Origin of the sequence: Enterobacter cloacae complex sp.6700776 (assembly GCF_048284255.1) — a bacterium.
Taxonomy (GTDB): Bacteria; Pseudomonadota; Gammaproteobacteria; order Enterobacterales; family Enterobacteriaceae; genus Enterobacter; species Enterobacter intestinihominis.
The window spans coordinates 19540-46437 of the sequence record NZ_JBLVYK010000014.1; the positions used below are offsets into that span (position 1 = coordinate 19540).

At 57.9% G+C, this 26898-nt stretch carries 23 protein-coding genes; 14 read left to right on the forward strand and 9 right to left on the reverse strand.

Annotation, left to right across the window (positions count from 1 at the left end; translation table 11 throughout):
• The first annotated feature begins 2 nt into the window (after positions 1 to 2).
• Positions 3 to 761 (forward strand): phosphonate metabolism protein PhnP, encoded by a 759-nt coding sequence (gene phnP / locus ACNQ0T_RS17475; RefSeq protein ID WP_161177877.1) that lies wholly within the window; start codon positions 3 to 5, stop codon positions 759 to 761.
• A gap of 52 nt (positions 762 to 813) precedes the next feature.
• Here phnP and yjdP read toward each other — a convergent pair whose 3' ends face one another.
• Both yjdP and ACNQ0T_RS17485 read right to left on the reverse strand, forming a co-directional pair.
• On the reverse strand, positions 814 to 1137 hold the full coding sequence (gene yjdP / locus ACNQ0T_RS17480) for a DDRRRQL repeat protein YjdP (protein ID WP_126490747.1): 324 nt from the start codon (positions 1135 to 1137) through the stop codon (positions 814 to 816).
• Positions 1138 to 1206: 69 nt separating this feature from the next.
• Positions 1207 to 3486: an ATP-binding protein gene (locus ACNQ0T_RS17485; RefSeq protein WP_417930273.1), complete on the reverse strand. Its 2280-nt coding sequence runs from the start codon at positions 3484 to 3486 to the stop codon at positions 1207 to 1209.
• 181 nt (positions 3487 to 3667) lie between these two features.
• Here ACNQ0T_RS17485 and ACNQ0T_RS17490 point away from each other — a divergent pair, with 181 nt between their 5' ends.
• The 6 genes from ACNQ0T_RS17490 (at position 3668) to ACNQ0T_RS17515 (ending at position 9868) form a co-directional block, all read left to right on the forward strand.
• Positions 3668 to 5182, forward strand: a complete 1515-nt coding sequence (locus ACNQ0T_RS17490) for a sugar ABC transporter ATP-binding protein (protein WP_022646773.1) — start codon at positions 3668 to 3670, stop codon at positions 5180 to 5182.
• Between the two features lie 2 nt (positions 5183 to 5184).
• Positions 5185 to 6180 (forward strand): ABC transporter permease subunit, encoded by a 996-nt coding sequence (locus tag ACNQ0T_RS17495; RefSeq protein ID WP_108368011.1) that lies wholly within the window; start codon positions 5185 to 5187, stop codon positions 6178 to 6180.
• A 28-nt stretch (positions 6181 to 6208) separates the two neighbouring features.
• Positions 6209 to 7150, forward strand: a complete 942-nt coding sequence (locus ACNQ0T_RS17500; RefSeq protein WP_003860240.1) for an ABC transporter substrate-binding protein — start codon at positions 6209 to 6211, stop codon at positions 7148 to 7150.
• Between the two features lie 141 nt (positions 7151 to 7291).
• Complete coding sequence (locus ACNQ0T_RS17505) at positions 7292 to 7978, forward strand: D-lyxose/D-mannose family sugar isomerase (protein WP_126314489.1); 687 nt, start codon at positions 7292 to 7294, stop codon at positions 7976 to 7978.
• Positions 7979 to 7988: 10 nt separating this feature from the next.
• The gene (locus tag ACNQ0T_RS17510) at positions 7989 to 8849 is read left to right on the forward strand and encodes a ketose 1,6-bisphosphate aldolase (protein WP_417930281.1); all 861 of its coding nucleotides are present in this window, start codon (positions 7989 to 7991) and stop codon (positions 8847 to 8849) included.
• Positions 8849 to 9868: a carbohydrate kinase family protein gene (locus ACNQ0T_RS17515; RefSeq protein ID WP_058646401.1), complete on the forward strand. Its 1020-nt coding sequence runs from the start codon at positions 8849 to 8851 to the stop codon at positions 9866 to 9868. The genes ACNQ0T_RS17510 and ACNQ0T_RS17515 overlap by 1 nt, the downstream gene beginning before the upstream one ends.
• Here the strand turns inward: ACNQ0T_RS17515 and ACNQ0T_RS17520 are convergent.
• Positions 9850 to 10581, reverse strand: a complete 732-nt coding sequence (locus ACNQ0T_RS17520) for a response regulator (protein WP_022646769.1) — start codon at positions 10579 to 10581, stop codon at positions 9850 to 9852. The genes ACNQ0T_RS17515 and ACNQ0T_RS17520 overlap by 19 nt on opposite strands.
• 256 nt (positions 10582 to 10837) lie before the next feature.
• Between ACNQ0T_RS17520 and fdhF the strand changes: the two genes are divergently transcribed.
• The 3 genes from fdhF to ACNQ0T_RS17535 all read left to right on the forward strand — a co-directional run bounded on the left by fdhF (position 10838) and on the right by ACNQ0T_RS17535 (position 14255).
• Positions 10838 to 12985 carry a formate dehydrogenase subunit alpha gene (fdhF, locus tag ACNQ0T_RS17525; RefSeq protein WP_080298763.1) on the forward strand — a complete coding sequence of 716 codons (2148 nt, stop codon included), beginning with the start codon at positions 10838 to 10840 and terminating at the stop codon, positions 12983 to 12985.
• 321 nt (positions 12986 to 13306) lie between these two features.
• The gene (locus ACNQ0T_RS17530; protein ID WP_046618234.1) at positions 13307 to 13459 is read left to right on the forward strand and encodes a Hok/Gef family protein; all 153 of its coding nucleotides are present in this window, start codon (positions 13307 to 13309) and stop codon (positions 13457 to 13459) included.
• A 121-nt stretch (positions 13460 to 13580) separates the two neighbouring features.
• A complete protein-coding gene (locus ACNQ0T_RS17535; RefSeq protein WP_038415085.1) occupies positions 13581 to 14255 on the forward strand; it encodes a tetratricopeptide repeat protein in 675 nt (224 codons plus the stop codon).
• A gap of 83 nt (positions 14256 to 14338) precedes the next feature.
• Here ACNQ0T_RS17535 and gltP read toward each other — a convergent pair whose 3' ends face one another.
• Positions 14339 to 15652: a glutamate/aspartate:proton symporter GltP gene (gene gltP, locus ACNQ0T_RS17540; protein WP_022646765.1), complete on the reverse strand. Its 1314-nt coding sequence runs from the start codon at positions 15650 to 15652 to the stop codon at positions 14339 to 14341.
• 423 nt (positions 15653 to 16075) lie between these two features.
• Here gltP and acs point away from each other — a divergent pair, with 423 nt between their 5' ends.
• From acs to actP, 3 genes are all read left to right on the forward strand, one after another.
• Positions 16076 to 18034, forward strand: a complete 1959-nt coding sequence (gene acs, locus ACNQ0T_RS17545) for an acetate--CoA ligase (protein ID WP_023299100.1) — start codon at positions 16076 to 16078, stop codon at positions 18032 to 18034.
• 133 nt (positions 18035 to 18167) lie between these two features.
• Positions 18168 to 18482: a DUF485 domain-containing protein gene (locus tag ACNQ0T_RS17550; protein WP_038415083.1), complete on the forward strand. Its 315-nt coding sequence runs from the start codon at positions 18168 to 18170 to the stop codon at positions 18480 to 18482.
• Positions 18479 to 20128 (forward strand): cation/acetate symporter ActP, encoded by a 1650-nt coding sequence (gene actP / locus ACNQ0T_RS17555; RefSeq protein WP_023299099.1) that lies wholly within the window; start codon positions 18479 to 18481, stop codon positions 20126 to 20128. The genes ACNQ0T_RS17550 and actP overlap by 4 nt, the downstream gene beginning before the upstream one ends.
• A 33-nt stretch (positions 20129 to 20161) precedes the next feature.
• Here actP and ACNQ0T_RS17560 read toward each other — a convergent pair whose 3' ends face one another.
• Both ACNQ0T_RS17560 and ACNQ0T_RS17565 read right to left on the reverse strand, forming a co-directional pair.
• The gene (locus ACNQ0T_RS17560; protein ID WP_022646761.1) at positions 20162 to 20851 is read right to left on the reverse strand and encodes an LrgB family protein; all 690 of its coding nucleotides are present in this window, start codon (positions 20849 to 20851) and stop codon (positions 20162 to 20164) included.
• Positions 20844 to 21254, reverse strand: a complete 411-nt coding sequence (locus ACNQ0T_RS17565) for a CidA/LrgA family protein (RefSeq protein ID WP_022646760.1) — start codon at positions 21252 to 21254, stop codon at positions 20844 to 20846. Before ACNQ0T_RS17565 ends, ACNQ0T_RS17560 begins: the two co-directional genes overlap by 8 nt.
• 102 nt (positions 21255 to 21356) lie before the next feature.
• On the opposite strand from ACNQ0T_RS17565, the gene ACNQ0T_RS17570 reads away from it, so the two are divergent.
• A complete protein-coding gene (locus tag ACNQ0T_RS17570; RefSeq protein WP_022646759.1) occupies positions 21357 to 22244 on the forward strand; it encodes a LysR family transcriptional regulator in 888 nt (295 codons plus the stop codon).
• Positions 22245 to 22756: 512 nt separating this feature from the next.
• On the opposite strand, the gene ACNQ0T_RS17575 is transcribed toward ACNQ0T_RS17570, so the two are convergent.
• The 3 genes from ACNQ0T_RS17575 to ACNQ0T_RS17585 all read right to left on the reverse strand — a co-directional run bounded on the left by ACNQ0T_RS17575 (position 22757) and on the right by ACNQ0T_RS17585 (position 26875).
• Entirely contained in the window at positions 22757 to 24403 is a 1647-nt protein-coding gene (locus ACNQ0T_RS17575; protein ID WP_022646758.1) for a Na+/H+ antiporter, read from the reverse strand.
• A 153-nt stretch (positions 24404 to 24556) separates the two neighbouring features.
• A complete protein-coding gene (gene ghxP, locus ACNQ0T_RS17580) occupies positions 24557 to 25906 on the reverse strand; it encodes a guanine/hypoxanthine transporter GhxP (protein ID WP_022646757.1) in 1350 nt (449 codons plus the stop codon).
• A 297-nt stretch (positions 25907 to 26203) separates the two neighbouring features.
• Entirely contained in the window at positions 26204 to 26875 is a 672-nt protein-coding gene (locus tag ACNQ0T_RS17585; protein WP_417930274.1) for a glutathione S-transferase family protein, read from the reverse strand.
• Positions 26876 to 26898 lie beyond the last annotated feature (23 nt).

The following is a 26898-nucleotide window of genomic DNA, read 5'->3' on the forward strand; positions in this document are numbered from 1 at the left end:
TTATGAGTCTGACGATCACGCTGACAGGAACCGGAGGGGCGCAGCTGGTGCCGGTGTTTGGCTGCGACTGCGCGGCGTGCCGACGGGCGCGTTTACAGGAAAATTATCGCCGTCGCCCCTGCAGCGCGGCGGTGAAATTCAACGATGCGGTCACCTTGCTGGACGCAGGTATTCCACACCTGATGGACGACTGGCCCGCAGGGAGTTTCAGGCAGTTTTTGCTTACCCACTATCATATGGATCACGTTCAGGGGCTGTTTCCTCTGCGCTGGGGCGTGGGGGCGACCATTCCGGTTTACGGTCCGCCGGACGACGCAGGCTGTGACGACCTGTTCAAACATCCGGGCCTTCTGGATTTCAGCCACACGGTGGAGCCGTTTGTGACGTTTGAACTTCAGGGCTTGCGGGTCACGCCGCTGCCGCTCAACCATTCAAAACTCACATTTGGCTATCTGCTGGAGTCTGCCCACAGCCGCGTGGCGTGGCTTTCTGATACCGCCGGGCTACCGGATAAAACGGTGACGTTTCTGCTAAATAATCAGCCGCAGGCGATGATTATTGACTGTAGCCATGAACCGCGCCAGGAGACGCCGCGCAACCACTGTGATTTGAATACGGTGATTGCGCTGAACGAGGTGATTGGCTGTCCGCAGGTGATCCTGACGCATATCAGCCATCAGTTTGACGTCTGGATGATGGATAACCCGCTGCCGGACGGCATTGAAGCGGGGTATGACGGGATGGTACTGGTGCTGGATTAGGTTTTCTCCCTCTCCCGTGGGAGAGGGTTGGGGTGAGGGCAACAGGCCGCACTTAGCCGCGATCGTAATCGTCTTCCAACCGGCGCTCATCCTCCTCTAACCGACGCCGGTCGTCATCCAGCTGCCGCTGACGCTCGTCTAAGCGCTGGCGTCGGTCTTCTAACTGCCGGCGACGATCGTCGTACTGGCGGCTGTCGGTTTGACGGCTGCGATCGTAACGATCGTCGTCATCGTCATTACGGCTGCTGCCGGGGTTATAGGCGTCGTTGATCGCCTGCTGAATATTGCCAATAGCATCATCAATCACATCGGCATGCGCCAGTTGGCTGGTTAAAGTCAGCAGACCAAATAACAGGACGGTAGAGTAACGTTTCATAAGGCCAGACTCGCAGGTGAACTGGCCTTAAAGTAATGACTGGCTGTTAGCGGGAGTAGCGGAGGAATCTCAAATTACCCTCACCTTGCGCAGCGCCTGCGCCAGCTGTGCGCGGGTGAACGGTTTTCGCAGTAACGGAACATCCGGCAGCTGCGGGTTATGCGCCGGGCGCAAATCCTGCCCGCTGATCAGCAGAACCGGCAACTGCGGATAGTGGCTGCGTACATGGCCGATCACCTCCGCACCGCTCAGGCCGCCCGGCAACATCAGGTCGCTGATAAACATACCGATATCCGGTGATGCGTCCAGCATGTTCAACGCCTGCTCGCCGTTTTCGGCTTCAAGTGTCAGGTAGCCAAGCTGGTGCAGTTGCTCGCACAGGGTCTGCCGCACGCCCGCCTCATCTTCCAGGACCAGCACAAGCAGCTCACTTTCTGCCGGGGCCGTGGTCGCCAGCACGACATCATCGGAGAACGCGGGCAGCGTCGAGCGCGGCAGCTGGAGCCGCACGGTGGTTCCCTGCCCCGGCGCGCTTTCGATCTCAACGCGACCACCCGACTGGCGCACAAAGCCGTACACCATCGACAGCCCTAGCCCGCTGCCGCTGCCGGTCTGTTTGGTGGTGAAGAACGGTTCAAAGACCTGCGATTTCACCTCCTGCGACATCCCGCAGCCCTGGTCAATCACCTCCAGCGCGACCATATCCTGCCTGCGCCCGTCGCTGCGGGTCACGCGCTGGTTCCAGGTGCGAATTTTAATCACACCGTTTTGCCCCTCCATTGCATCACGGGCGTTCATCACCAGGTTGATAATGGCGTTTTCCAGCTGGCTGACGTCAATCCATGCGGGCCACGCCGGGGTTTGCGCTTCAATATCCAGCGTCAGCGTGGCGGGAAGCGAGTGCCGCATCAGCTCGCTCAGGTTCTCCAGCAGCGGCTTCATCTCTACCGCATGTGGATGCAGGGATTGCTTGCGCGAGAAGGCCAGCAGACGCTGGGTGAGCATGGCTCCGCGTTCCGCGGCTTTAAGCGCACGGGTGATGCGCGGCGCGTCCGGTGATGCCGAATCGGTCAGCTCCAGACTGCCGATAATCACCGCCAGCAGGTTATTAAAATCATGCGCCAGGCCACCCGTCAGTTGCCCGACCGCCTTCATTTTCTGGCTGTGCAGCAGCGCCTCCTCCAGCCCCTGACGTTCGATGCGGTCAACCTCCATCTGTGAGGTCTTCTCCTTCAGCAGCCGCGTGGTGTGCTCCAGCGAAGCGGTATTGCGGGCGAAAACGTTAAACGCGCGCGCCAGTTCCCCCAGCTCATCACGCCGCTGTAGCGCGGGCACCGACACATCCTGCTCCCCATGAGCGAGACGCGACATCGCCCTTGAGATAGCCGTCAGGTTGGAGCCCAGATTGCGGTAAATATACCAGCAGGCACAGCCGGTGATGATCAGCGCCAGCACCGCGAAGATGCTGATAAACACGCTGATGGATTGCAGCTCGTGATGGCTCTGGGCCGTGCGAAGCCGGGAAGCCTGCGCCACCTGTTCAACGTACTGATTAATGTCGCTGTTTAATATCGCCACCAGCGCCTTGATGTGGAACATGTACCAGCTGATGGACAGATCGCTCTCCTCCAGCTGCGTCGACAGTGGTGCGAGCTTGCGCAGCTCATCATTAAAATCCGGGAGCACCAGGTTGGCCACCGGTTGCAGGGCGCTCGCGGGTAACCCCGCGGTTACTGCATCCAGCTGCTGCACCGTGGCGCGCGGTGAAGGGGTATCAATGGCGGCAACGATCAACCTGTCCATCTCTGCAAGCTGTCGGGCGTCTGGCACATTGCTCGCGTAACGGCGGTTGATATCCTGCAAATGACGCAGGTAGCTTTGGCTTTGATAGAGCGAGCTGAGCAGCGCGTTACGCTCCAGATGCCGCTTTTGCCCGCGCTCCAGCATTCCCGTCACGCTCTGCTGTAATTCATTACTCCTGCGAATAATTCGCGCCACCAGCGCCGGCTCCTGCTGCGCCAGCGGCGCATCGGCAAGTTGATCCAGCGAGTGGCGCAGCGCCATCTGCGTCTGTTTCAGCCGCTCGGCTTCGCCTTTGTACTCCAGCGCACCGACCACCTGCGACAGCCGCACCGCCGCCGTTGCCACATTTGCGGTATCACGGGCGAGGTTCATGCTGCCGGTCATGTCATCCAGCGTTTGCTGTTGGACCTGCTCCTGGATCTGGCTGGCGTGACGAAAGCCGAGCACCGCCACACCGCTCACCATCAGCGTGACGGCGACCACCAGCAGATTAAAAATCAGCAGGCGTCCGCGGGCGCTGGTGAAGAACGGGGGGCGTGAAGACATGGGTTTGGGCTCCTCTGCGGATTGGTGCCTTCACCCTGGCCCTCTCCCACAGGGAGAGGGAAAAGGAAAATGTGATGGCGATTAGCTATTCATAACTATGACAAATATGAACAGCTTCTGACATTTTGCATTTACGCGCCTGTGATGAAGTGCAGATATCGACATTCACAGGAGATCCGCCATGAGCAGAACCCCGGTTTTAGAGATGCGCAATATTGCCAAGACGTTTGGCAATTTCCACGCGCTCAAGGGCGTGGATTTGACGGTTTTCCCCGGTGAGATCCACGCGCTGATGGGGGAAAACGGCGCCGGAAAAAGCACGCTGATGAAGATCCTCGCAGGCGCCTATACCGCCAGCAGCGGCGACATCCTCATCGACGGCAAGCCATTTCACATCAAAGGTCCGAAAGATGCGCTGGCCGCAGGCATTACCCTGATTTATCAGGAGATGCAGCTTGCTCCTAACCTGACCGTGGCAGAAAACATTTTTCTCGGCAGCGAGCTGTCGCGCGGCGGGCTGGTCCAGCGCAAAGAGATGGCTGCCCAGGCGCAGGCGGTCATTGACCGCCTCGGTGCGCAGTTCAGCGCCACCGACCTGGTCATGAAACTGACCATCGCCGAGCAACAGCAGGTGGAGATCGCCCGCGCCCTGCACCGCAACAGCCGCATTCTGGTGATGGACGAACCTACCGCCGCCCTCTCCTCGCGCGAAACCCACCGTCTGTTCGAACTGATTTTGCGCCTGCGCGATGAAGGCATGGCGATTATTTACATCAGCCACCGGATGGCGGAAGTGTATGAACTCTCTGACCGCGTCAGCGTGCTGCGCGACGGGCAATACGTCGGCAGCCTGACGCGCGACAGGCTCAACGCCTCCGAGCTGGTGCGCATGATGGTGGGCCGTCCGCTCAGCGATCTGTTTAACAAAGAGCGCGATATTCCCCTCGGCAGCCCGCGTCTTAACGTCCACCACCTCACCGACGGCAAAAAAGTGCAGCCCTGTAGTTTGCAGGTGCGCTCCGGTGAAATCGTCGGACTGGCGGGGCTGGTCGGGGCCGGGCGTTCCGAGCTGGCGCAGCTGATCTTCGGCGTGCGCAAAGCCACCGGCGGCATGATTGAGGTGGACGGCGAACCGGTGGTGATCCACTCCCCGCGCGCGGCCATTGAGAACGGCATCGGTTTTCTTACCGAGAACCGCAAGGAGCAAGGTCTGTTTCTGGAGCTGGCGGCGCAGGAGAACATCACTATGGCGACGCTGGAGCGCGACGCCACCTTCGGCTGGCTGAACCGCAAAAAAGCGCAGTCGATTTCCGATGACGCCATCGCCCTGCTCAATATCCGCGTGCCCCATTCACAGGTGCGCGCGGGCGGGCTCTCCGGCGGCAACCAGCAAAAACTGCTGATCTCCCGCTGGGTGGCGATAGGCCCGCGCATTCTGATTCTGGACGAGCCCACGCGCGGCGTAGACGTCGGCGCAAAAAGCGAGATCTACCGCATCATGAACCAGATGGCGCGCAAAGGCGTTGCGATTCTGATGATCTCCAGCGAGCTGCCGGAAGTAGTAGGGATGAGCGACCGGGTGTACGTGATGCGGGAAGGCAGCATTGCGGGTGAACTGCACGGGCGCGACATCTCTCAGGAAAACATCATGACGCTGGCAACCGGCGTGAACGACACACATCATCAGGCGGTGTAATTATGGCAACTCCAACCCATCCGCAGCAGGTGGCGAAATCCGCCTCCGCCAAAAAAATGCTGATGAGCGATCTGATGCAAACGATCGGCATTTTGCCGATTTTAATCCTGATTGTGGCGGTATTTGGCTTTATCGCCCCGAACTTTTTCACCGAGAGTAATCTGCTCAACATTACCCGGCAGGCGTCGATCAACATTGTGCTGGCGGCCGGGATGACCTTCATCATCCTGACCGGCGGGATTGACCTCTCCGTGGGCTCGATTCTGGGCACCACGGCAGTGGCGGCGATGGTGGTCTCGCTTATCCCTGAATTTGCGATGCTCTCCATTCCGGCGGCGCTGATGCTCGGTATGGTGCTGGGGCTGTTCAACGGTGCGCTGGTGGCCTTCGCCGGGCTGCCACCGTTTATCGTCACGCTCGGCACCTATACGGCGCTGCGCGGCGCGGCCTACCTGTTGGCGGACGGCACGACGGTTATTAACTCCAACATTAACTTCGAGTGGATCGGCAATAACTACCTCGGCCCGATTCCGTGGCTGGTGGTGATCGCCCTGGCGGTGATTGTGGTGTGCTGGTTCATCCTGCGCCGCACCACCCTCGGTGTTCACATCTATGCGGTCGGCGGCAATATGCAGGCGGCACGCTTAACCGGCATTAAGGTCTGGCTGGTGCTGCTGTTTGTCTACGGCATGAGTGGCCTGCTCTCGGGCTTAGGCGGCGTGATGAGCGCTTCACGTCTCTACAGCGCCAACGGCAACCTCGGCACGGGGTACGAGCTGGATGCGATTGCGGCGGTGATCCTCGGCGGCACCAGCTTCGTCGGCGGGATCGGCACGATCACCGGCACCCTGGTGGGCGCGCTGATCATCGCCACCCTCAACAACGGCATGACGCTGATGGGCGTCTCCTATTTCTGGCAGCTGGTGATCAAAGGGGCGGTGATCATCATAGCGGTGCTGATCGACAAATACCGTACCCGACACCATCAAAGTGCATAACAACAATACCCTACGTGAGGAATACAGCATGAGATTGAAGCCCTTAGTGACCGCGCTCTGTGCTGGCGCGCTGCTGGCCGCAACCCCGTTTGCGCAGGCAAAAGATCTGAAATCCATCGGCGTGACGGTGGGTGACCTGGCTAACCCGTTCTTCGTGCAGATCACCAAAGGTGCCGAGCTGGAAGCGCGCAAGCTGGCGGGGGACAACGTCAAGGTGACGCTGGTCTCCAGCGGGTACGATCTGGGCCAGCAGGTGTCGCAGATCGATAACTTCATTGCGGCGAAAGTAGACATGATCATCCTCAATGCCGCGGATTCCAAAGGGATCGGCCCCGCGGTAAAACGCGCTAAAGAGGCGGGGATCGTGGTCGTGGCGGTGGACGTGGCGGCGGAAGGGGCCGATGCGACCATCACCTCCGATAACACTCAGGCGGGAGAAATGGCCTGTAAGTACATTACCGACCGCCTGAAAGGTAAAGGCAACGTGGTGATCATCAACGGACCGCCGGTTTCTGCGGTACAAAACCGCGTGGAGGGCTGCCAGACCGAGTTCAGGCGCCACCCGGATATCAAAGTGCTCTCGGATAATCAGAACGCCAAAGGCAGCCGCGAAGGCGGCCTGGAGGTCATGACCTCCCTGCTGGCGGCCAATCCGAAGATCGACGGCGTATTCGCGATTAACGATCCGACCGCGATCGGCGCCGATCTGGCGGCTAAACAGGCTCAACGCAACGAATTCTTTATCGTTGGCGTGGATGGCAGCCCGGATGGTGAAGAAGCCCTGAAGCGCGAAAACTCGCTGTTTGTTGCTACCCCGGCGCAGGATCCGCAGGTGATGGCGGCGAAGGCGGTGGAGATCGGCTATGACATTCTTCAGGGCAAACCTGCGCCGAAAGAGCCCGTGCTGATCCCGGTGACGATGATCGATAAAAAGAACGTCGGCACGTATAAGGGGTGGACGGTTAAGTAAGCCCCTCACCCCGGCCCTCTCCCCAAAGGGGAGAGGGTGTTCAAGTTCCCTCTCCCCTTTGGGGAGAGGGTGTTCAAGTTCCCTCTCCCCTTTGGGGAGAGGGTTAGGGTGAGGGGGCGGCAAAAAAAGTAAGGAGTCCCCATGAAACGCTCCGACATCAATGAAATCCTCGGCCACACACGGCAGTTCTTCTCCATGCACGACGTGCATCTCCCCCCTTTTGCCAGCTTTCCGCCGACAAAATGGCAGCAGCTTGACCAGGCCGCCTGGCAGGAGGTGTTTGACCTCAGGCTCGGCTGGGACGTGACGGCGTTCGGCGGCAACAGCTTTGCCACCCAGGGCCTGACGCTTTTCACCCTGCGCAACGGCTCCCCCAACGGCGTGCCCTATGAAAAGTGCTATGCCGAAAAAATCATGCATGTCCGCGACGGCCAGGTGACGCCGATGCATTTTCACTGGCGCAAGCGGGAGGACATCATTAACCGCGGCGGCGGGAATCTGATTATTGAGTTATGGAATGCGGGTGCGCATGAAGAGACCGAAAACACCGACGTGACCGTCACGATAGATGGCTGTCGGCAGACGCACATGCCCGGCAGCCAGCTGCGCCTCACGCCAGGGGAGAGCATCTGCCTGACGCCCGGCCTGTACCATAGCTTCTGGGGTGAACGCGGCTTTGGTGATGTGCTGGTGGGCGAAGTGTCGTCGGTCAATGACGATGAACACGACAACCACTTTTTACAGCCCATTGACCGCTACAACACCATTGAAGAAGACGAACCGGCGGTGCTGGTGCTGTGCAACGAGTACACCCTCTTTCGGATATAAGGAGTGAATGATGCCATTGATTTCTCTTGCCGACGGTCTGGCCCACGCCAGGGAACACCGCTACGCCCTGGGCGCGTTCAACGTGCTCGACTCCCATTTTCTGCGCGCGCTGTTTGCCGCCGCGAAGCAGGAACGCTCGCCGTTTATCATCAACATCGCCGAAGTGCATTTTAAGTACGTGTCTCTGGAGTCGCTGGTGGAAGCGGTGAAATTCGAAGCTGCCCGCCACGATATTCCCGTGGTGCTGAACCTCGACCACGGCCTGCATTTTGAGGCGGTGGTGCGCGCCCTGCGTTTAGGGTTCAGCTCGGTGATGTTCGACGGCTCCACGCTGAGCTATGAGGAAAATATCCGCCAGACCCGGGAAGTGGTGAAGATGTGCCACGCGGTGGGCGTCTCGGTAGAGGCGGAGCTGGGCGCGGTAGGCGGGGATGAAGGTGGCGCGCTGTACGGTCATGCGGATGAGGCCTTCTTTACCGACCCGCAACTGACGCGCGAATTTGTTGATTCAACCGGCATCGATGCGCTGGCGGTTGCCATTGGCAACGCGCACGGCAAATACAAGGGCGAGCCGAAGCTTGATTTTCCGCGTCTGGACGCCATTCGCCAGCAGACGGGCCTGCCGCTGGTTTTACACGGTGGCTCTGGCATAAGCGACACTGATATCCGCCGCGCCATTGAACTCGGTATTCATAAAATCAATTTCTATACCGGCATGTCGCAGGCCGCACTTGCCGCCGTTGAGCAACGCATGGCGAACCGCCAACCGCTTTACGATGAGTTTGCCGAGCTGCTGCTGGGCATTGAAGAGGCCATTACCGATACGGTTGCGGAACAGATGCGCATCTTCGGCAGTGCGGGGCAGGCCTAATGGAACGCAAAGGGATCGTCGCCGCAGGCAATATGCTGGTGGATCACGTCCACCAGATCGTACAGTGGCCGGAGCGCGGCTGGCTGGCAGAAATCACCCACAGCGAACGCTCAACCGGCGGTGCGCCGCTCAACGTTCTGCTGACGCTGGCGAAAATGCACGTCGGCCTGCCGTTACAGGCGGTGGGGCTGATTGGGGAAGACAGCGACGGAGACTATATTCTGGCGATGCTCGACCAGTATCACGTCAATCGCCAGCGCGTGCAGCGCACGACGTTCTCCCCAACGTCGATGTCGCAGGTGATGACCGACCCCAGCGGACAGCGCACCTTTTTCCACTCGCCGGGCGCCAACCGCCTGCTGGATCTTCCCGCCTTCGATCGTTTAGACGGATCGCTGAAGATCTTCCATCTCGGCTATCTGCTGCTGCTCGACAGCCTGGACATGCCGGATGACGAATTCGGCACCCGCAGCGCGCGGTTACTGGCACAGATGCACGATCAGGGGTATGAAACCTCGCTCGATCTGGTGTCCCGCAAGGGCGACCCGCGCTATCAGCCGCTGGTGCTCCCTGCCCTGCGCCATCTTGATTATCTGGTGATTAACGAGCTGGAAGCCGGTGAGTTTAGCGGGCTTGAGATCCGCGACAGCCATGATGCGCTGAACATGGCCCATATCGCCGACGCTGCCGCACAGCTGCTGGCGGCAGGCGTGCGGCAGCGGGTGGTGATCCACTGTCCGGAAGGGGCATGGGGTGAATCGCCGGGTGAAAAAGGGCAATGGGTTCCGTCGTGGAAGCTGACGCAGGACGAGATTATCGGCAGCGTCGGCGCGGGCGACGCGTTTTGCGCGGGCTTTTTATACGGCTGCCATGAATCCCTGCCGCTGACGGAGAGTATTTATCTGGCGCACGCCTGCGCGCGGGCCAGCCTGCTGGCGGCTAATGCAATTGACGGCGCGAAAACGCTGGCCGAGCTTCAGACGTTTATTCAGGAGAACGGTCAGGCGGCTTTCTCATGATGGGAAACGTCCGTGGCAAAAACATAGCCCAGACCGCGAATGGTTTTGATCAGCAGAGGCTGGTGCGGATTGACCTCAATTTTTCGCCGCAGCCGCATGATCAGCACGTCGATAGTGCGGTCAAAGACCTCAGCGCTTTCGCTGTGGGTCAGTTCAAGCAGCTGTTCACGGCTCAGTACCCGGCGGGCGTTTTGCGTTAATGCAAGCAGCAGGCCATATTCGCCCTGGGTTAACGGCACGGTATTACGCTGCGGATCGCTCAGCTCGCAGCGGGTGGTGTCCAGCGTCCAGCCGTTAAAAGCAATACCCTCAACGCGCGGCGCGGCAGGCTCCGCGGCCAGCGCGCCGGTACGACGCAGCACCGCCTTAACGCGGGCGACCACCACGCGCGGATTGAACGGTTTTCCGATGTAATCATCAGCGCCCATTTCCAGCCCAACGACCACATCTGATTCACTTCCCAGCCCCGTCAGCATCACCACCGGTAGCGACGGTCGCCGCTTTTGCATCTGCAGCAAAACCTGTAATCCGTTGATATCCGGCAGCATCATGTCCAGCAGAACCAGCGCAATGCCGGAGTCCTGCTGGACACGGTTCACCGCTTCCTGACCGGTGTGACACGTCAGCACGGTAAAGACGTGCTCGCTGAGCACATCCTGTAGCAGTTCGCAGACTGCGACATCATCATCAACCACCAGAATCGCCGGTTTCATCGCATGCTTCCGTCAGGGAATTATGTTAAGTCTGAACCATTCTGCCGCCGGCTCCAGCCGAATTGTTTTTTACGTGACGGAAATTCAATCCATGTCACATCCCCTGCCCTTTCGACACGTCAATTTTGACGATTGGCTGTTTTTCGTCAGGGTTTTGCCCCGCAAAGGGTCGTAAAGTCAGGAAATACCCATAGTAAAAACATGGCATAGAAGCTGCATATTGGGCAGGTAAGAACTGTTTAACTGGAGCAAAGTGATGAAAAAAGTCGTCACGGTTTGCCCTTATTGTGCCTCAGGTTGCAAGATCCACCTGGTGGTCGATAACGGCAAAATCGTCCGGGCGGAAGCGGCGCAGGGTAAAACCAATCAGGGCACGCTGTGCCTGAAAGGGTACTACGGCTGGGATTTTATTAACGATACCCAAATCCTCACCCCGCGCCTGAAAACCCCTATGATCCGCCGCGAGCGCGGCGGCAAGCTGGAAGCCGTCTCCTGGAATGAAGCGCTGGATTATGTTGCCACGCGCCTTAGCGCCATCAAGGCCAAGTATGGCCCGGATGCGATTCAGACCACCGGCTCCTCACGCGGAACCGGGAATGAAACCAACTATGTGATGCAAAAATTCGCGCGCGCCGTTATTGGTACCAATAACGTCGACTGCTGCGCTCGCGTCTGACACGGCCCATCGGTTGCAGGTCTGCACCAGTCGGTCGGTAACGGCGCAATGAGTAATGCCATCAATGAGATAGATAACACCGATCTGGTGTTCATCTTCGGCTATAACCCGGCGGATTCTCACCCTATCGTCGCGAATCACGTGATTCGCGCCAAACAGAACGGGGCGAAAATCATCGTCTGCGATCCGCGCAAAATTGAAACCGCGCGCATTGCCGATATGCACATCGCACTGAAAAACGGCTCGAACATCGCGCTGTTAAATGCAATGGGGCACGTCATTATTGAGGAGAACCTCTACGACCAGGCGTTTGTCGCGAGCCGTACGGAAGGGTTTGAAGAGTATCGCAAGATTGTCGAAGGCTATACGCCGGAGTCCGTAGAGGCGATAACCGGCGTCAGCGCACAGGAGATCCGCCAGGCGGCGCGGATGTACGCCGGAGCGAAAACCGCCGCCATTCTGTGGGGTATGGGCGTGACCCAGTTCTACCAGGGCGTGGAAACCGTGCGCTCGCTCACCAGCCTCGCCATGTTGACCGGCAATCTGGGTAAAGCGCATGTGGGCGTGAACCCGGTACGTGGTCAGAATAACGTGCAGGGCGCGTGCGACATGGGCGCGCTGCCGGACACCTATCCGGGCTACCAGTACGTCAAATTCCCGGAAAATCGCGAGAAATTCGCGAAGGCCTGGGGCGTGGAGAGCCTGCCTGAGCACACGGGGTATCGCATCAGCGAGCTGCCGCACCGCGCGGCGCACGGTGAAGTGCGTGCGGCCTACATCATGGGTGAAGATCCGCTCCAGACCGACGCCGAGTTGTCTGCGGTGCGTAAAGGGTTTGAGGATCTGGAGCTGGTGATTGTTCAGGATATCTTTATGACCAAAACCGCGGCGGCGGCGGATGTGATTTTACCGTCGACCTCCTGGGGAGAGCATGAAGGTGTCTATACGGCGGCAGACCGCGGCTTCCAGCGCTTCTTCAAGGCTGTCGAGCCGAAGTGGGATCTGAAAACGGACTGGCAGATCATCAGCGAAATCGCCACCCGCATGGGCTACCCGATGCACTACAACAACACCCAGGAGATCTGGGACGAGTTGCGGCATCTGTGCCCGGACTTTTATGGGGCAACCTATGAAAAAATGGGTGAGCTAGGCTACATCCAGTGGCCGTGTCGGGATGAGTCAGAGGCGGATCAGGGAACGTCGTACCTCTTTAAAGAAAAATTCGACACCCCGAACGGGCTGGCGCAATTCTTCACCTGCGACTGGGTCGCGCCGATCGATAAACTCACCGACGAGTATCCGATGGTGCTCTCCACCGTGCGTGAAGTGGGCCATTACTCCTGCCGTTCCATGACCGGCAACTGCGCCGCGCTGGCGGCGCTGGCGGATGAACCGGGCTACGCGCAGATCAACACCGCCGATGCCGAACGGCTCGGTATTGAAGATGAAGCGCTGGTGTGGGTGAACTCGCGTAAAGGCCGCATCATTACCCGCGCGCAGGTCAGCGACCGTCCGAACAAAGGCGCGGTCTATATGACCTACCAGTGGTGGATTGGCGCCTGTAACGAGCTGGTGACGGAGAACTTAAGCCCGATAACCAAAACGCCGGAGTATAAATACTGCGCCGTAAACGTGGAGCCCATAGCGGATCAGCGCGCAGCGGAACAGTACGTGATCGACGAATATAACAAGCTGAAAGCCCGCCTGCGTGAAAGCGCAATGGGATGAAGCCGTTAATTTATCGTTGAATAAAGGGAGTGATATATTCACTCCCTTTTTATTTTCGATTAATTCATAAGAAATAGAAATTATTATTCTGGAAAGCGGCTCGCAGAAATAATGTAATTTACGCAGAATAGATTTACATCTTTGCATTTTAATTCAGAGGGATAAGATATGCGGCGGGTGCTTAAGACTTTCTGTCTTGAGCATTGTTGAGGGACAGAAAGTGGAAAGCCCCGGGAAATTTGCATTTACCCGAGGCTACCCCTCAACTACCAACAGGTTGAGAGTAGCCTCTTATTCTATTTTTCACAAGGAGTAAAAGGCATGACGCCATTAAAAACTACGTTAGGCATCGTCTTTATTATTTGCCTGACGATAGTGATCTTTACCTTTATTACTCGCGATAAGCTCTGCGAGTTTTCAATAAAGAGTGAACATCAGGAGGTGGCGGCGAAATTAGCCTGCAACCCAGGCTAACCTCTTCGGGCGGAACGCGTGTTCCGCCCGGCTTGTGGGATGCTGAGGTCTTAACGCCCCCGTTTTTTTCTTCTGTCACCGCGATTATACTGCGCGGCATGTACCCCGATGATAAGAATCCATGAAAGCCATTTTTCTGTTGTTGTTATTTTTAACCGCCTTTGCCCGTGCCGATGAGATAGGCAGCCAGTATCGAAAACAGGCGGAAGCCGGTGATGCGCGCGCCCAGTATTATCTTGCCGATACGTACTTCAGCTCCGGCGACAGCAAGCAGGCCGCGCTGTGGGCCGAGAAAGCGGCGAAAGGCGGCAATGTCGACGCCATGGCGCTGCTGTCGCAAATCCTCTTTACGCAGGGCGACTACGCACAGGCCAAAGCTCTGGCCCAACAGGCAAACATTGCGGGCAGCAAACGCGGCGCGATCATGCTGGCGCGGGTGCTGGTGAACACGCAAGCAGGCAAGACCGACTACCCGCAGGCCATTAAACTGCTGCAAACGGCGACCGAAGACATCGATAGCGACTCGGCGGTAGACGCGCAACAGCTGCTGGGGTTGATCTATGCCAACGGCGTTGAAGTCCCTCAGGATGACGTGCAGGCTGCGGCGTGGTTCAAGCGGAGTTCGGCTCTGTCCCGGACGGGCTATGCGGAGTACTGGGCAGGCATGCTGTTCAGGCAGGGTGAGAAAGGCTTTATCACACCGAATAAACAGAAAGCGCTTTACTGGTTAAACCTGAGCTGTACGGAAGGGTTTGATACCGGGTGTGAAGAGTTTGATGCGTTGAGCGGAGAGTAAATTATTGCCCGGTGGCGCTGCGCTTACCGGGCCTACGGTTATGTAGGCCGGGTAAGGCGAAGCCGCCACCCGGCATTTTTACATCACTGGTCAGCCGTTTTATCAAAACGACCCAGCACCTCGCGTTCATACGCCAGCGCTTTTTTACGGTCGAACTTGTGTTCCCACTTGGAGATTACCAGCACCGCCAGCGCATTACCCACCACGTTCAGCGCGGTACGCGCCATGTCGAGGATACGGTCTACACCGGCGATAAACGCCAGGCCTTCCAGCGGAATACCGACGCTGCCCAGCGTCGCCAGCAGCACCACGAAGGAGACGCCCGGCACGCCTGCGATACCCTTTGAGGTCACCATCAGGGTCAACACCAGCACGATTTCCTGCCACAGCGACAGGTCAATGCCGTACAGCTGAGCGATAAAGATTGCCGCAATACTCTGATACAGCGTTGAACCATCCAGGTTGAAGGAGTAACCGGTCGGTACAACGAAGCTGGTAATGGACGCCGGTGCACCGTAGGCCTCCATCTTCTCAATGATACGCGGCAGCACGCTCTCGGAGCTTGCCGTGGAGTACGCCAGAATCAGCTCATCTTTCAGAATGCGGATCAGGATCCAGATACTCAGCCCGCACAGGCGCGCCACAATCCCCAGCACCACCAGCGCGAAGAACAGGATCGCGAAGTGCACCAGAATCACCAACTTCGCCAACGGCCACAGGGAAGCAAAGCCGAAGTTCGCCACGGTTACGGCGATCAGCGCAAAAACACCCACCGGCGCATAGCGCATCACCATGTGGGTAACTTTGAACATGGTTTCAGAGATAGAGCGGAACACCGTTACCAGCGGTTCACGGTGCGTCGCGGGCAGGGAAGAAAGCCCCAGACCAAAGAGCACCGAGAAGAAGATGATCGGCAGCATCTCGCCCTTCGCCATTGACGCGATAATGTTGGTCGGCACCAGTGACAGAATTGTGCCCATCAGACCGTGCGAATGGCTCTGCACGTCGGCGGTGGTGCTTTGATATTTCGAAATATCCACCGTCGCCAGCTGCGACATATCAATCCCGGAACCTGGCTGGAACACGTTCGCCAGGGTGATACCAAGAATGATGGCAACCGTGGTGATCACTTCGAAATAGAGAATGGTTTTAACGCCGATGCGGCCTAACTGTTTCGCATCACCTACCCCGGCAATACCGACCACCAGCGTCGAGATCACAATCGGCACAACAATCATCTTGATCAGATGAATAAAGATATCGCCCGCTGGCGAGAGAAGGTTCGCAATCAGCCACTCGCGGCTGTCGCTATGGTAATGGAGGTAACTGCCCAGCAAGATGCCCAGCACAAGGGCCAGCAGGATCTGCCAGGCCAGGCTGACTTTCAAATTTTTCATAGAAACTGACTTCCTCAATGAAATCTCCGCACCAGCAAAACTGCATGAATATGGAGACATACTGAAAGGGTATGAATTGTGTTGCGTTGGTTTATGGGATTTTTTAACGCGCCGTATGAGTATCATTTGCACGGCATGCTGCGCAAGCCTTAAAGAACAAGGCATTTCACTGCAAAAAGCGTCATTGACGGTAATTAATAGCAATCCACATCAATAACCGATTGTTATGAAAAAACTTTTACAAACAAAAAAGTGAATAATTCTTCAGATGAATTATTTCCCTTCAAAGTTTCATTCGCTCAATTTTCATACTCTTCAGACATTGCGTGATCTGTCGCCCAAATACTAAACAAAGCTTGTAAAGCCCCTACTATTAACGTTTTTGCGACATATTATTAACATCTTACAAGGAGAAAAAAAGCCATGAGCCAAATACACAAACACGACATTCCCGCAAACATTGCGGACCGTTGCCTGATAAGCCCGGAGCAGTACCAGGAGAAATACCAGCAGTCCATTTCCAGCCCTGACGCATTCTGGGGTGAACAGGGCCACATCCTCGACTGGATCAAACCTTATCAGAAGGTAAAGAACACCTCTTTCGCGCCGGGCAACGTCTCCATTAAATGGTATGAAGACGGCACGCTGAACCTGGCGGCGAACTGCCTGGACCGCCATCTTGCCGAACGCGGCAACGAAACGGCCATTATCTGGGAAGGCGACGATGCCTCTCAGAGCAAACACATCTCATATAAAGAGCTTCATCGCGACGTCTGCCGCTTCGCCAACGTGCTGCTGGCCCAGGGCATTAAAAAAGGCGATGTGGTGGCGATCTATATGCCGATGGTGCCGGAAGCCGCGGTGGCTATGCTGGCCTGCGCGCGCATCGGCGCGATCCACTCCGTTATTTTTGGTGGCTTCTCGCCGGAGGCGGTTGCCGGACGTATCGTCGACTCGAACTCAAAGCTGGTGATCACCGCTGACGAGGGCGTGCGTGCCGGGCGCGGCATTCCGCTGAAGAAAAACGTCGATGAAGCGCTGAAAAACCCGAACGTGAAATCCATCCATAACGTCATTGTCTTCAAACGCACGGGCGGCAACATCGACTGGCACGAAGGCCGAGACCTGTGGTGGAGCGATCTGATTGAAAACGCGAGCGACCAGCATCAGCCGGAAGAGATGAACGCGGAAGATCCGCTGTTTATCCTTTATACATCCGGATCCACTGGTAAGCCGAAAGGCGTGCTGCATACCACCGGCGGCTATCTGGTTTACGCGGCCACCACCTTTAAATACGTTTTCGACTACCATCCGGGCGACATCTACTGGTGTACCGCCGACGTGGGCTGGGTCACCGGTCACAGCTACCTGCTGTACGGCCCGCTGGCCTGCGGCGCAACGACGCTGATGTTTGAAGGCGTACCTAACTGGCCAACGCCGGCGCGTATGTGCCAGGTGGTTGATAAGCATCAGGTCAACATTCTCTACACCGCGCCAACGGCGATCCGTGCGCTGATGGCGGAAGGCGATAAAGCCATCGAAGGGACCGACCGCTCTTCCCTGCGCATCCTCGGTTCCGTGGGCGAGCCGATCAACCCGGAAGCCTGGGAGTGGTACTGGAAGAAGATCGGCAACGAGAAGTGCCCGGTGATGGACACCTGGTGGCAGACCGAAACCGGCGGCTTCATGATCACCCCGATGCCGGGCGCCACGCAGTTGAAAGCCGGTTCGGCCACCCGTCCGTTCTTCGGCGTGCAGCCCGCGCTGGTGGACAACGAAGGCAATCCGCAGGAAGGGGCCACCGAGGGCAATCTGGTGATCGTCGATTCCTGGCCTGGCCAGGCGCGTACCCTGTTCGGCGACCATGAGCGCTTCGAACAGACCTACTTCTCAACCTTTAAAAACATGTACTTCAGCGGCGACGGCGCGCGCCGGGACGAAGACGGTTATTACTGGATCACCGGACGCGTGGACGATGTGCTGAATGTTTCCGGCCACCGTCTGGGCACGGCGGAGATTGAGTCTGCGCTGGTGTCGCATCCGAAGATTGCCGAAGCGGCAGTTGTCGGCATTCCTCACAACATCAAAGGCCAGGCGATCTACGCCTACGTCACCCTGAACCACGGCGAAGAGCCGTCGCCAGAGCTGTATACCGAGGTGCGCAACTGGGTGCGTAAAGAGATCGGCCCGCTGGCCACGCCGGACGTGCTGCACTGGACCGACTCACTGCCGAAAACCCGTTCCGGCAAGATTATGCGTCGTATTCTGCGCAAAATCGCAGCAGGCGACACCAGCAACCTCGGTGATACCTCAACGCTTGCCGATCCTGGCGTGGTGGACAAACTGCTCGAAGAGAAGCAGGCCATCGCAATGCCTTCCTAGTGTTTCTCCCTCTCCCCGTGGGAGAGGGCCGGGGTGAGGGCATCAGACCGCACCTTCCTTCCATCACCCTAACCCTCTCCCCATAGGGGAGAGGGGATAAAAACAAACCAACCTTACCTTTGGAGACTCTGTGATGAATAACGATATTTGTCAGCAGATAGAGAATAGTGCGCACTACAAGGAGCTCGTCGAAAAACGGCAACGGTTTGCCTTTATCCTTTCCATCATCATGCTGGTTATTTACGTCGGCTTTATTCTGCTGATCGCCTTTGCGCCGCAGTGGCTCGGTACGCCGCTGCACGCCGGAACCAGCGTTACGCGTGGCATCCCAATTGGCATTGGCGTTATCGTTATTTCGTTTGTGCTGACAGGTGTGTATGTCTGGCGTGCGAACGGTGAATTCGATCGTCTTAACAGAGAAGTTCTGCGCGAGGTAAAAGCATCATGAAGCGAGTCCTGACGGCGCTTGCCGCCACACTTCCCTTTGCTGCCCATGCGGCAGATGCCCTTACCGGCGAGGTCCAGCGCCAGCCAACCAACTGGCAGGCGATTATCATGTTCCTGATTTTCGTGGTGCTAACGCTTTACATCACCTACTGGGCGTCGAAACGCGTGCGCTCCCGTAACGATTACTACACCGCGGGCGGCAACATTACCGGCTTCCAGAACGGGCTGGCGATTGCGGGAGACTTTATGTCTGCCGCCTCGTTCCTCGGGATCTCCGCGCTGGTTTATACCTCGGGGTATGACGGCCTGATCTACTCCCTCGGCTTCCTCGTCGGCTGGCCGATCATTCTGTTCCTGATTGCCGAGCGCCTGCGTAACCTTGGCCGCTACACCTTTGCAGACGTAGCTTCATACCGCCTCAAACAAGGCCCCATCCGCATGCTCTCCGCCTGCGGTTCGCTGGTGGTGGTGGCGCTGTACCTGATTGCGCAGATGGTGGGCGCGGGTAAATTGATCGAGCTGCTGTTCGGTCTGAACTACCACGTCGCGGTGGTGCTGGTAGGCGTGCTGATGGTGATGTACGTCCTGTTCGGCGGCATGCTGGCCACCACCTGGGTACAGATCATCAAAGCGGTACTGCTGCTGTTCGGCGCCAGCTTTATGGCCTTTATGGTGATGAAACACGTCGGGTTCAGCTTCAATAATCTGTTTACCGAAGCCATGTCAGTGCACCCGAAAGGGGAAGCGATCATGAGCCCGGGCGGGCTGGTGAAAGATCCGATATCCGCGCTCTCGCTCGGTCTCGGCCTGATGTTCGGTACCGCTGGCCTGCCGCATATCCTGATGCGTTTCTTCACGGTGTCTGATGCACGTGAAGCGCGTAAAAGCGTGTTTTACGCCACCGGGTTTATGGGCTACTTCTACATACTGACCTTTATCATCGGCTTTGGCGCGATCATGCTGGTGGGGGCAAACCCGGCGTTTAAAGACGCGGCGGGCGCGCTTATCGGCGGTAACAACATGGCGGCGGTGCATCTGGCCGACGCGGTAGGCGGTAACCTGTTCCTCGGCTTTATCTCTGCCGTGGCCTTCGCCACCATCCTCGCGGTAGTTGCCGGGCTGACGCTGGCTGGTGCGTCTGCGGTATCGCACGATCTCTACGCCAACGTTTTCCGCAAAGGCGCAAGCGAGCGCGATGAGCTGAAAGTCTCCAAAATCACCGTACTGGTGCTGGGCGTCGTCGCCATCCTGCTGGGGATTTTGTTCGAGAAGCAGAACATCGCCTTTATGGTGGGGCTGGCCTTCTCGATTGCGGCAAGCTGTAACTTCCCGATCATTCTGCTCTCCATGTACTGGTCAAAACTGACCACCCGTGGGGCGATGATTGGCGGCTGGCTGGGGCTGCTGACGGCGGTGATTCTGATGATCCTCGGCCCGACCATCTGGGTGCAGATCCTCGGTCACGAAAGCGCTATCTTCCCGTATGAATACCCGGCGCTGTTCTCCATTGCCGTGGCGTTTATTGGGATCTGGTTCTTCTCAGCGACCGACAACTCGCCGGAGGGTAACCTGGAGCGTGAGAAATTCCGCGCCCAGTTTATCCGCTCGCAAACCGGCCTGGGTGTTGAGCAGGGCCGCGCGCACTAAACCTTTTCTCCCCGGTCGCTCTGGCCGGGGAACTTAAAACATCACCCACGCCACCAGCGGCGCGATTAATACCATTGTCACGCCCGAGAGCATCATCACCAGGCTTGCAACAACGCCTTCCTGCTGTCCCAGCTCATACGAACGTGCCGTCCCCGCCCCGTGCGACGCCGCGCCAAACCCCGCCCCTTTCGCCATCCCTTCGCGAATGGAAAGGCGCAGAAACAGCACATCCCCCACTGCCATGCCGAACACGCCGGTCACCACCACAAACAGCGCCACCAGATCCGGCTGTCCGCCGAGCGGTTTAGCCGCCGCCAGCGCGAACGGTGTGGTCACCGAGCGTACCGCCAGGCTGCGCTGGATTTCATCAGACAGGGTAAACAGCCGCGCCAGCCAGACCGAGCTGCACACCGCCACTACCGTCGCGGTGACGACACCCGCGCTGAGCGACATCCAGTGGCGTTTAATAATTGCCAGGTTGTCATACACCGGCACCGCAAAGGCGATAGTCGCCGGGCCGAGCAGCCACAGCAGCCAGTGGGATTCACCAATGTAGTTCTGCCAGGAGATATGGCCGAAGACCAGCATCAGCACCAGCAGGATCGGCGTAAAGACCAGCGGCATCAGCGGCAGCGTGCGAAAGCGGCGATACAGGCGCTTGTTGGCAAAGTAAATGACGACTGTCGCAATCAGGCATAGCACGCTTATCTGAAAGTTAGTCATGCTTCTGCCTGCTGATTTCAAAGCGATACACTTTATCCACCACCCAGGCGGTGGCGCCCAGCACCATCAGCGTGCTAAGGGCGATAACCGCAAAGATGCGCCAGCCGTCGACCATCAGCAGTTGCGCATAATTCACCACCGCCACCACGGCCGGAACGAAGAACAGCAGCATCTCCGCCAGCAGCCAGCGCGCACCGGCCCGCACCCAGCTAAGGGGCAACGCGCGACAGAGGATCAGCGTCAGCATCAGCACCATTCCCACCAGGTTGGCGGGTAAAGGCAGGTTCAGCCAGTCGACAAGATATTCAGCAAAAACAAACAGTCCCGCGTAGAGCAGTACCTGAACCGGTACCTGGAGTCGTTGAACAACGGCAGGCGTAACACGGCTTAACGCCACGGCCATGGGGGTTTTCCTCAGAAATGAGACGAGGCGCCAGTATAGTGAGCGTACGGTATCGACTGAAATGAATTAAAATCATCGAAGGTATAGTTTCGAGGAATAATCATGGACATAAGAACGCTGCGCTATTTTGTCGAGGTGGTTCGCCAGCAAAGTTTTACCCGCGCAGCGGAGAAGTTATTCGTAACCCAGCCTACCATCAGTAAGATGCTGAAAAACCTCGAAGATGAGCTGAACTGTACCCTCCTGATCCGCGACGGGCGCAAGCTGCTGCTGACCGATACCGGTCGCGTGGTGTTCGAGCGCGGGCTGGCAATTCTGGCGGAGTTCCGCCAGCTGGAGGCCGAGCTTGGGGACATCAACCACCTGACAAAAGGGCTGCTGCGGCTCGGCATTCCGCCGATGGTCGGCATGATGATGGCCGGGCCGATTAGCCTGTTTCGCCAGCGCTATCCCGGCGTTGAGCTAAAAATCTCTGAGTTTGGCGGCCTGACCGTGCAGCAGGCGGTGATGAACGGTGAACTGGACGTGGCCATGACGGCCCTTCCCGTGGAAGAAGAGAGCGGGCTGGCAACGCTGCCGCTGTTCAGCCACCCGCTGTGCGTGCTGGTGCCGCGCTCCGGCGACTGGCTGAAGATTGAATCAGTAAAACCCGAGCTGCTCGGCGAACACCCGCTGCTGATTTACAACGAAGATTTCGCCTTAAGCCGCCAGCTGATGGCGCTGTTTAACCAGCACAACGTAAAGCCGCGCATTGCGGTGCGCAGCGGCCAGTGGGATTTTCTGGCAGCGATGGTACAGGCGGGCGTGGGGATAGCCATTCTGCCGCAGCCGATCTGCGAGCGGCTGGATAAAAACACGCTGCGCTGGATCCCGCTGGAGAGCGATCTGCACTGGCAGTTAGGGATGATCTGGCGTGAAGGGGTGTATCTGTCGCACAGCGCACAGGCGTGGTTGCAATGCTGTGAGGGGTTTTGGGTACCCTCACCCTAACCCTTTCCCATAGGGCTGAGGGATCCCCAGTAATTTTTTTATGCAGAAGCAATAAAGTTGCTTTCTAAATGACTGAGGGCTGTCCGCGATGCCCTGGTCCGGCTGTAAATCGCTGAGGCGTTTCCTGCAGGCCGGGGCGAGGCGCAGGGATGCGCCGAGAGGGCGGCTTTACAGGGACGTTGCCTCCGCCCGTACCCGATAAGCCGGAAGGAATAAGCCGAGGGCACCGCGAAGCGGCGATTTACCGCCGGGAGCCCGGGTCGCCAGGGTGGTGGCGACTGAGCCACCCTGGCACGTTCACCGGTCATGTCGTTACAGAGTAGCAAGGAACATAAAGTGAACGGAATGACCACCACCGCCGTATGTTCCCCTCACCCTAACCCTCTCCCCGGAGGGGCGAGGGGATTGCTCAGTGCTCGCATTAATTTGTGGGGAACCCTCAGCCCACAGGGAGAGGGAACCGATCGAGCACGTAGGCCCGGTAAGCGCAGCGCCACCGGGCAATTACAGCGCTACTGATTCTCTATCAACAACGCTTCCAGCAGATCCAGATCGTGCAGCAGCTTTTGCAGCGTCTCGTTGCTGATCTGCCGCGTCGCGCGCAGGTGATACAGCTCGGCACGCTCGGAGCGCAGCGCCGCCAGGCGGAAACGGCGCTCGAGGTTCTCTTCCTGCAACGAACTTTCCACGTCGTTACGTCCGTCAGCACGGCGACGCAAATTACCGATCACGCGTGAACTGACTTCCTTCAGCAGCTGGTTATCAATGTTCTCTTCGGCATCGGCGGCCAGACGCTCCTCCATCTTCTCGATGGCGACAATCGCCACTTCCGCCGTCGCCGCACGGGCAATCCGCTCTTCCTTATGCTGCTGCGAGGTGTCACCCGCATCAATATGCTGCAGCAGAATCGGCAGCATAATTACGCCGACAAACAGGGAGAAGAGGATCACGCCCGCCGCCAGGAACACCAGCTCGTAGCGCGCCGGGAAGACGTCGCCCGTCGGCAGAAGCAGAGGAATGGAGAGCACACCAGCAAGGGTGATCGCCCCGCGAACGCCCGCGAAAGAGGCAATCAGCAGCTCGCGCGTGGTCCAGGAGCCGAACTCCATCGGCTTTTTGGTCAGGAAGCGAACGCTGAACTTCTTCATCGTCCACAGCCAGCCGAAACGCACCAGCATCAGCGAAAGGTAGATGAGTACGATATCGGTAAACAGCATCCACACTTCAACGTTTGGATCCGCTTCGGCCGCTATCAGCGAAGATTCCATAATTCCCGGCAGTTGCAGGCCCAACAGCAGGAACACCATGCCGTTAAAGACAAACTCGAGCATCGCCCAGGTACTGTTCGCGCGAAGACGCATCGCCAGCGGCGCCCGGCGCATCACGCCGGAGCGGGTGATGGTCATCCCCGCGGCTACCGCCGCCAGAATGCCCGACACGCCGATATGTTCGGCAATCAGGTAAGAGGCGAACGGCAGCAGGAACAGCAGGACGATCTGCGTCGCCGGTTCATCGCCGCCCCAGCGGCTGAGGAAGCGCAGCGAACGACCGTACAGCCAGCTTACAACAAAGCCTGCGAGGATACCGCCAATCGCCACCTTGAAGAATTCGAGGGTTGCACCGCCGACGGTAAAGACCATGGTGCCCATGGCTACCGCCACGGCAAACTTCAGGGCGACCAGGCCGGAAGCGTCGTTCATCAGCGCCTCGCCCTGCAAAATGCCCATGATTTTCTTAGGAATGCGCCCTTCGCCCACAATGCCGGACAGCGCCACGGCGTCGGTCGGCGACAGCACGGCAGCCAGCGCAAAGGCGGGTATAAGCGGGATCCCCGGTACGGCCCAGTAGATCAGGAAACCAATCCCGACCACGGTAACGACCACCAGCGCCAGCGCCAGACCGAAGATCTCTCGCCCGTGCTCAAGAAATTCGCGCGTCGGCGTTTTCCAGCCATCGGCAAACAGCAGCGGCGGGATAAACAGCACGAGGAACAGTTCCGGATCGAACTCCACGTGCAGACCGAACGTCGGCCACGCCAGCAGCGCGCCGATAGCTATTTGCATTAAAGGCAGGGGGACCTGGAAGGGCAGTACGCGTGTAACCACCCCGGATAATGAGACCACAAGGGTCATGATGAGTATTGTGAAGAAAATTTCCATGCGTTCCCTGTTTGCTGTGTTTCTTTTTAAGCCAAACCTGAGGCGTCGTGCCTCTTATTCTATCCTCTCCAGAGTAACGTAAAAGACAACGGGATGAGTCCTGAAAATAAAAACGGGCGGCCTGAGCCACCCGTTTTCGCATCAATGGATAACTTAAATTGCCCAGCCGCCCGCGTAGAACGCCACCAGCGCAACGGCGATGACAACGGTACCGATGTTCAGCTTGCGCCACTCACCGGAGACCAGACGCCCAATCACCAGCGAGGCGAAACCGATCATAATGCCGGTCACGATGTTACAGGTCAGCACGATAAAGACCGCGGTGATCAGACCGGACATGGCATCAACAAAGTCAGCAAAGTCGATTTTCGCCACGTTGCTCAGCATCAGCAGGCCGACGTACATCAGCGCAGGTGCGGTCGCGTAAGCTGGCACCAGATAAGAGAGCGGAGAGAGGAACAGGATCAGCAGGAACAGTACGCCAACGGTAATAGCCGTCAGGCCGGTTTTGCCGCCTGCCGCCGTACCCGCTGCGGACTCAATGTACACTGCCGCTGGCGCTGCACCCACCAGGCCAGAGAAAACGCTGCTCAGGGAGTCGGTGGTCAGCGCTTTGCCGCCGTCAATGATCTGGCCGTCTTTGTCCAGCAGGTTAGCCTGCCCCGCCACCGCGCGGATGGTCCCGGTGGCGTCAAACACCGCGGTCATTACCAGCGCCAGCACGCTTGGCAGGATCACCGGGTTCAGCGCGCCCACAATATCCAGGCTGCCAATCAGGGAGTTACCGTTGTCATCGCTCAGCGACGGCATGGCGAAAATCCCGGAGAAATGAACGGACGGGTCGAAAATCAGGCCGACGATGGACACGCCGATAATGGTCAGCAGAATGCCGCCCGGCACTTTCAGTTTTTCCAGGCCAATGATCACCGCCAGACCCACCAGCGACATAATTACCGGGAAGCTCGCGAAGTTACCCAGCGCAACCGGCAGGCCGTCCAGCGGGTTCTTGATGACCAGACCCACGCCGTTGGCGGCAATCAGCAGCAGGAACAGGCCGATGCCGATACCGGTGCCGTGCGCCACGCCCTGCGGCAGGTTGCGCAAAATCCAGCTACGGATGCCGGTAGCAGAGATCACGGTGAACAGTACACCCATCAGGAACACCGCGCCGAGCGCTACCGGGACGCTGATATGCTGGCCCAGCACCAGGCTGAAGGCGGTAAACGCGGTCAGGGAGATGGCGCACCCGATCGCCAGCGGCAGGTTCGCCCACAGGCCCATCACAATCGAACCCACACCCGCAACCAGGCAGGTGGCAACGAAGACCGCCGCTGGCGGGAAACCGGCTTTGCCGAGCATGCCCGGCACAACGATGACGGAGTACACCATCGCCAGAAACGTCGTCAGACCGGCAACAACTTCCTGGCGCACGGTGCTGCCGCGAGCAGAAATTTTAAACATGGCGTCAAGTGAACCGCCGGTACGCGCAGATGGCGTAGACATAGAAAACATCCCCTGAAAATTTTTATTGAAAGTCCGTAAGCGTGGTGGAGACTCCACTGCCAGCGAAACGTCAAATCCTTGTGCTGCGTTTGCGACGAAAGGGGCGTCACAAAAAAAGCAAACGTTTAGCTCCGCGCTTACAAAACGGGTGGTCAAATGTAGGCAAACGATTATCTAGCCTAATACCCGCCCTTTTCAACTGAACTTTCTCGTTTTTCGCTAAAATTGCCTCATGACGATGAAGAATTAAGCAGAGGATGCGCAAACGTTATCGTCCATGCGCAATTTCGTTACATTTCATCCCCCGCCGGGTATCTTCAGCGGGCCGCCTTTCGCAAGCGTTGTCTGCCAGCCCGGACGTGCCTCCACTCTCTGTTTCCACGCCGCTATGTGGTCGAGATTGTCGATGCCGCCTCTCGCCAGCAGGGCGAAGAGGGGAAAACTCATCTGGATGTCCGCCATGGTCAGCGTGTCGCCGGCAAACCAGCTGTTTTCGGCAAGATGATCGTTAATAAAGCGCGCATGCGTTTCCAGCTGGCGGTTGAGATACGCTTTTTGCACCCCCTGCCCCAGCGCCTTACCCAGCGTGCGCAGGCCAAACGGGACGGGGGGTTTGCCGAGGCTGTTAAATACCAGCTTCATTAACAGCAGCGGCATCAAAGAGCCTTCGGCGTAATGCAGCCAGAAGCGATACTGCACTTTATGAGCGGGATCTAACGGTTTGAATCGTGACGCCGAATCGTACGTTTCCTGAAGATATTCCAGAATCGCGCCTGATTCAGCCAGAACCAGTCCGTTATCTTCCAGTACCGGGGATTTTCCCAGCGGATGCACTTTTTTGAGCGCGTCTGGTGCGAGCATGGTTTTTTCGCGCTGGTAGCGCACAATCTCATATGTCAGACCCAGTTCTTCCAGCGCCCAGAGGACGCGATGGGAACGAGACTGGTTAAGGTGGTGGACCGTTAGCATGATGTTCTCCGGTGATTCATACT

Excerpts from the sequence above, each read along its gene's own strand:
- phnP (WP_161177877.1), top strand. The coding sequence starts at position 3 with ATGAGTCTGACGATCACGCTGACAGGAACCGGAGGGGCGCAGCTGGTG.
- yjdP (WP_126490747.1), bottom strand. The coding sequence starts at position 1,137 with ATGAAACGTTACTCTACCGTCCTGTTATTTGGTCTGCTGACTTTAACC.
- ACNQ0T_RS17485 (WP_417930273.1), bottom strand. The coding sequence starts at position 3,486 with ATGTCTTCACGCCCCCCGTTCTTCACCAGCGCCCGCGGACGCCTGCTG.
- ACNQ0T_RS17490 (WP_022646773.1), top strand. The coding sequence starts at position 3,668 with ATGAGCAGAACCCCGGTTTTAGAGATGCGCAATATTGCCAAGACGTTT.
- ACNQ0T_RS17495 (WP_108368011.1), top strand. The coding sequence starts at position 5,185 with ATGGCAACTCCAACCCATCCGCAGCAGGTGGCGAAATCCGCCTCCGCC.
- ACNQ0T_RS17500 (WP_003860240.1), top strand. The coding sequence starts at position 6,209 with ATGAGATTGAAGCCCTTAGTGACCGCGCTCTGTGCTGGCGCGCTGCTG.
- ACNQ0T_RS17505 (WP_126314489.1), top strand. The coding sequence starts at position 7,292 with ATGAAACGCTCCGACATCAATGAAATCCTCGGCCACACACGGCAGTTC.
- ACNQ0T_RS17510 (WP_417930281.1), top strand. The coding sequence starts at position 7,989 with ATGCCATTGATTTCTCTTGCCGACGGTCTGGCCCACGCCAGGGAACAC.
- ACNQ0T_RS17515 (WP_058646401.1), top strand. The coding sequence starts at position 8,849 with ATGGAACGCAAAGGGATCGTCGCCGCAGGCAATATGCTGGTGGATCAC.
- ACNQ0T_RS17520 (WP_022646769.1), bottom strand. The coding sequence starts at position 10,581 with ATGAAACCGGCGATTCTGGTGGTTGATGATGATGTCGCAGTCTGCGAA.
- ACNQ0T_RS17530 (WP_046618234.1), top strand. The coding sequence starts at position 13,307 with ATGACGCCATTAAAAACTACGTTAGGCATCGTCTTTATTATTTGCCTG.
- ACNQ0T_RS17535 (WP_038415085.1), top strand. The coding sequence starts at position 13,581 with ATGAAAGCCATTTTTCTGTTGTTGTTATTTTTAACCGCCTTTGCCCGT.
- gltP (WP_022646765.1), bottom strand. The coding sequence starts at position 15,652 with ATGAAAAATTTGAAAGTCAGCCTGGCCTGGCAGATCCTGCTGGCCCTT.
- acs (WP_023299100.1), top strand. The coding sequence starts at position 16,076 with ATGAGCCAAATACACAAACACGACATTCCCGCAAACATTGCGGACCGT.
- ACNQ0T_RS17550 (WP_038415083.1), top strand. The coding sequence starts at position 18,168 with ATGAATAACGATATTTGTCAGCAGATAGAGAATAGTGCGCACTACAAG.
- actP (WP_023299099.1), top strand. The coding sequence starts at position 18,479 with ATGAAGCGAGTCCTGACGGCGCTTGCCGCCACACTTCCCTTTGCTGCC.
- ACNQ0T_RS17560 (WP_022646761.1), bottom strand. The coding sequence starts at position 20,851 with ATGACTAACTTTCAGATAAGCGTGCTATGCCTGATTGCGACAGTCGTC.
- ACNQ0T_RS17565 (WP_022646760.1), bottom strand. The coding sequence starts at position 21,254 with ATGGCCGTGGCGTTAAGCCGTGTTACGCCTGCCGTTGTTCAACGACTC.
- ACNQ0T_RS17570 (WP_022646759.1), top strand. The coding sequence starts at position 21,357 with ATGGACATAAGAACGCTGCGCTATTTTGTCGAGGTGGTTCGCCAGCAA.
- ACNQ0T_RS17575 (WP_022646758.1), bottom strand. The coding sequence starts at position 24,403 with ATGGAAATTTTCTTCACAATACTCATCATGACCCTTGTGGTCTCATTA.
- ghxP (WP_022646757.1), bottom strand. The coding sequence starts at position 25,906 with ATGTCTACGCCATCTGCGCGTACCGGCGGTTCACTTGACGCCATGTTT.
- ACNQ0T_RS17585 (WP_417930274.1), bottom strand. The coding sequence starts at position 26,875 with ATGCTAACGGTCCACCACCTTAACCAGTCTCGTTCCCATCGCGTCCTC.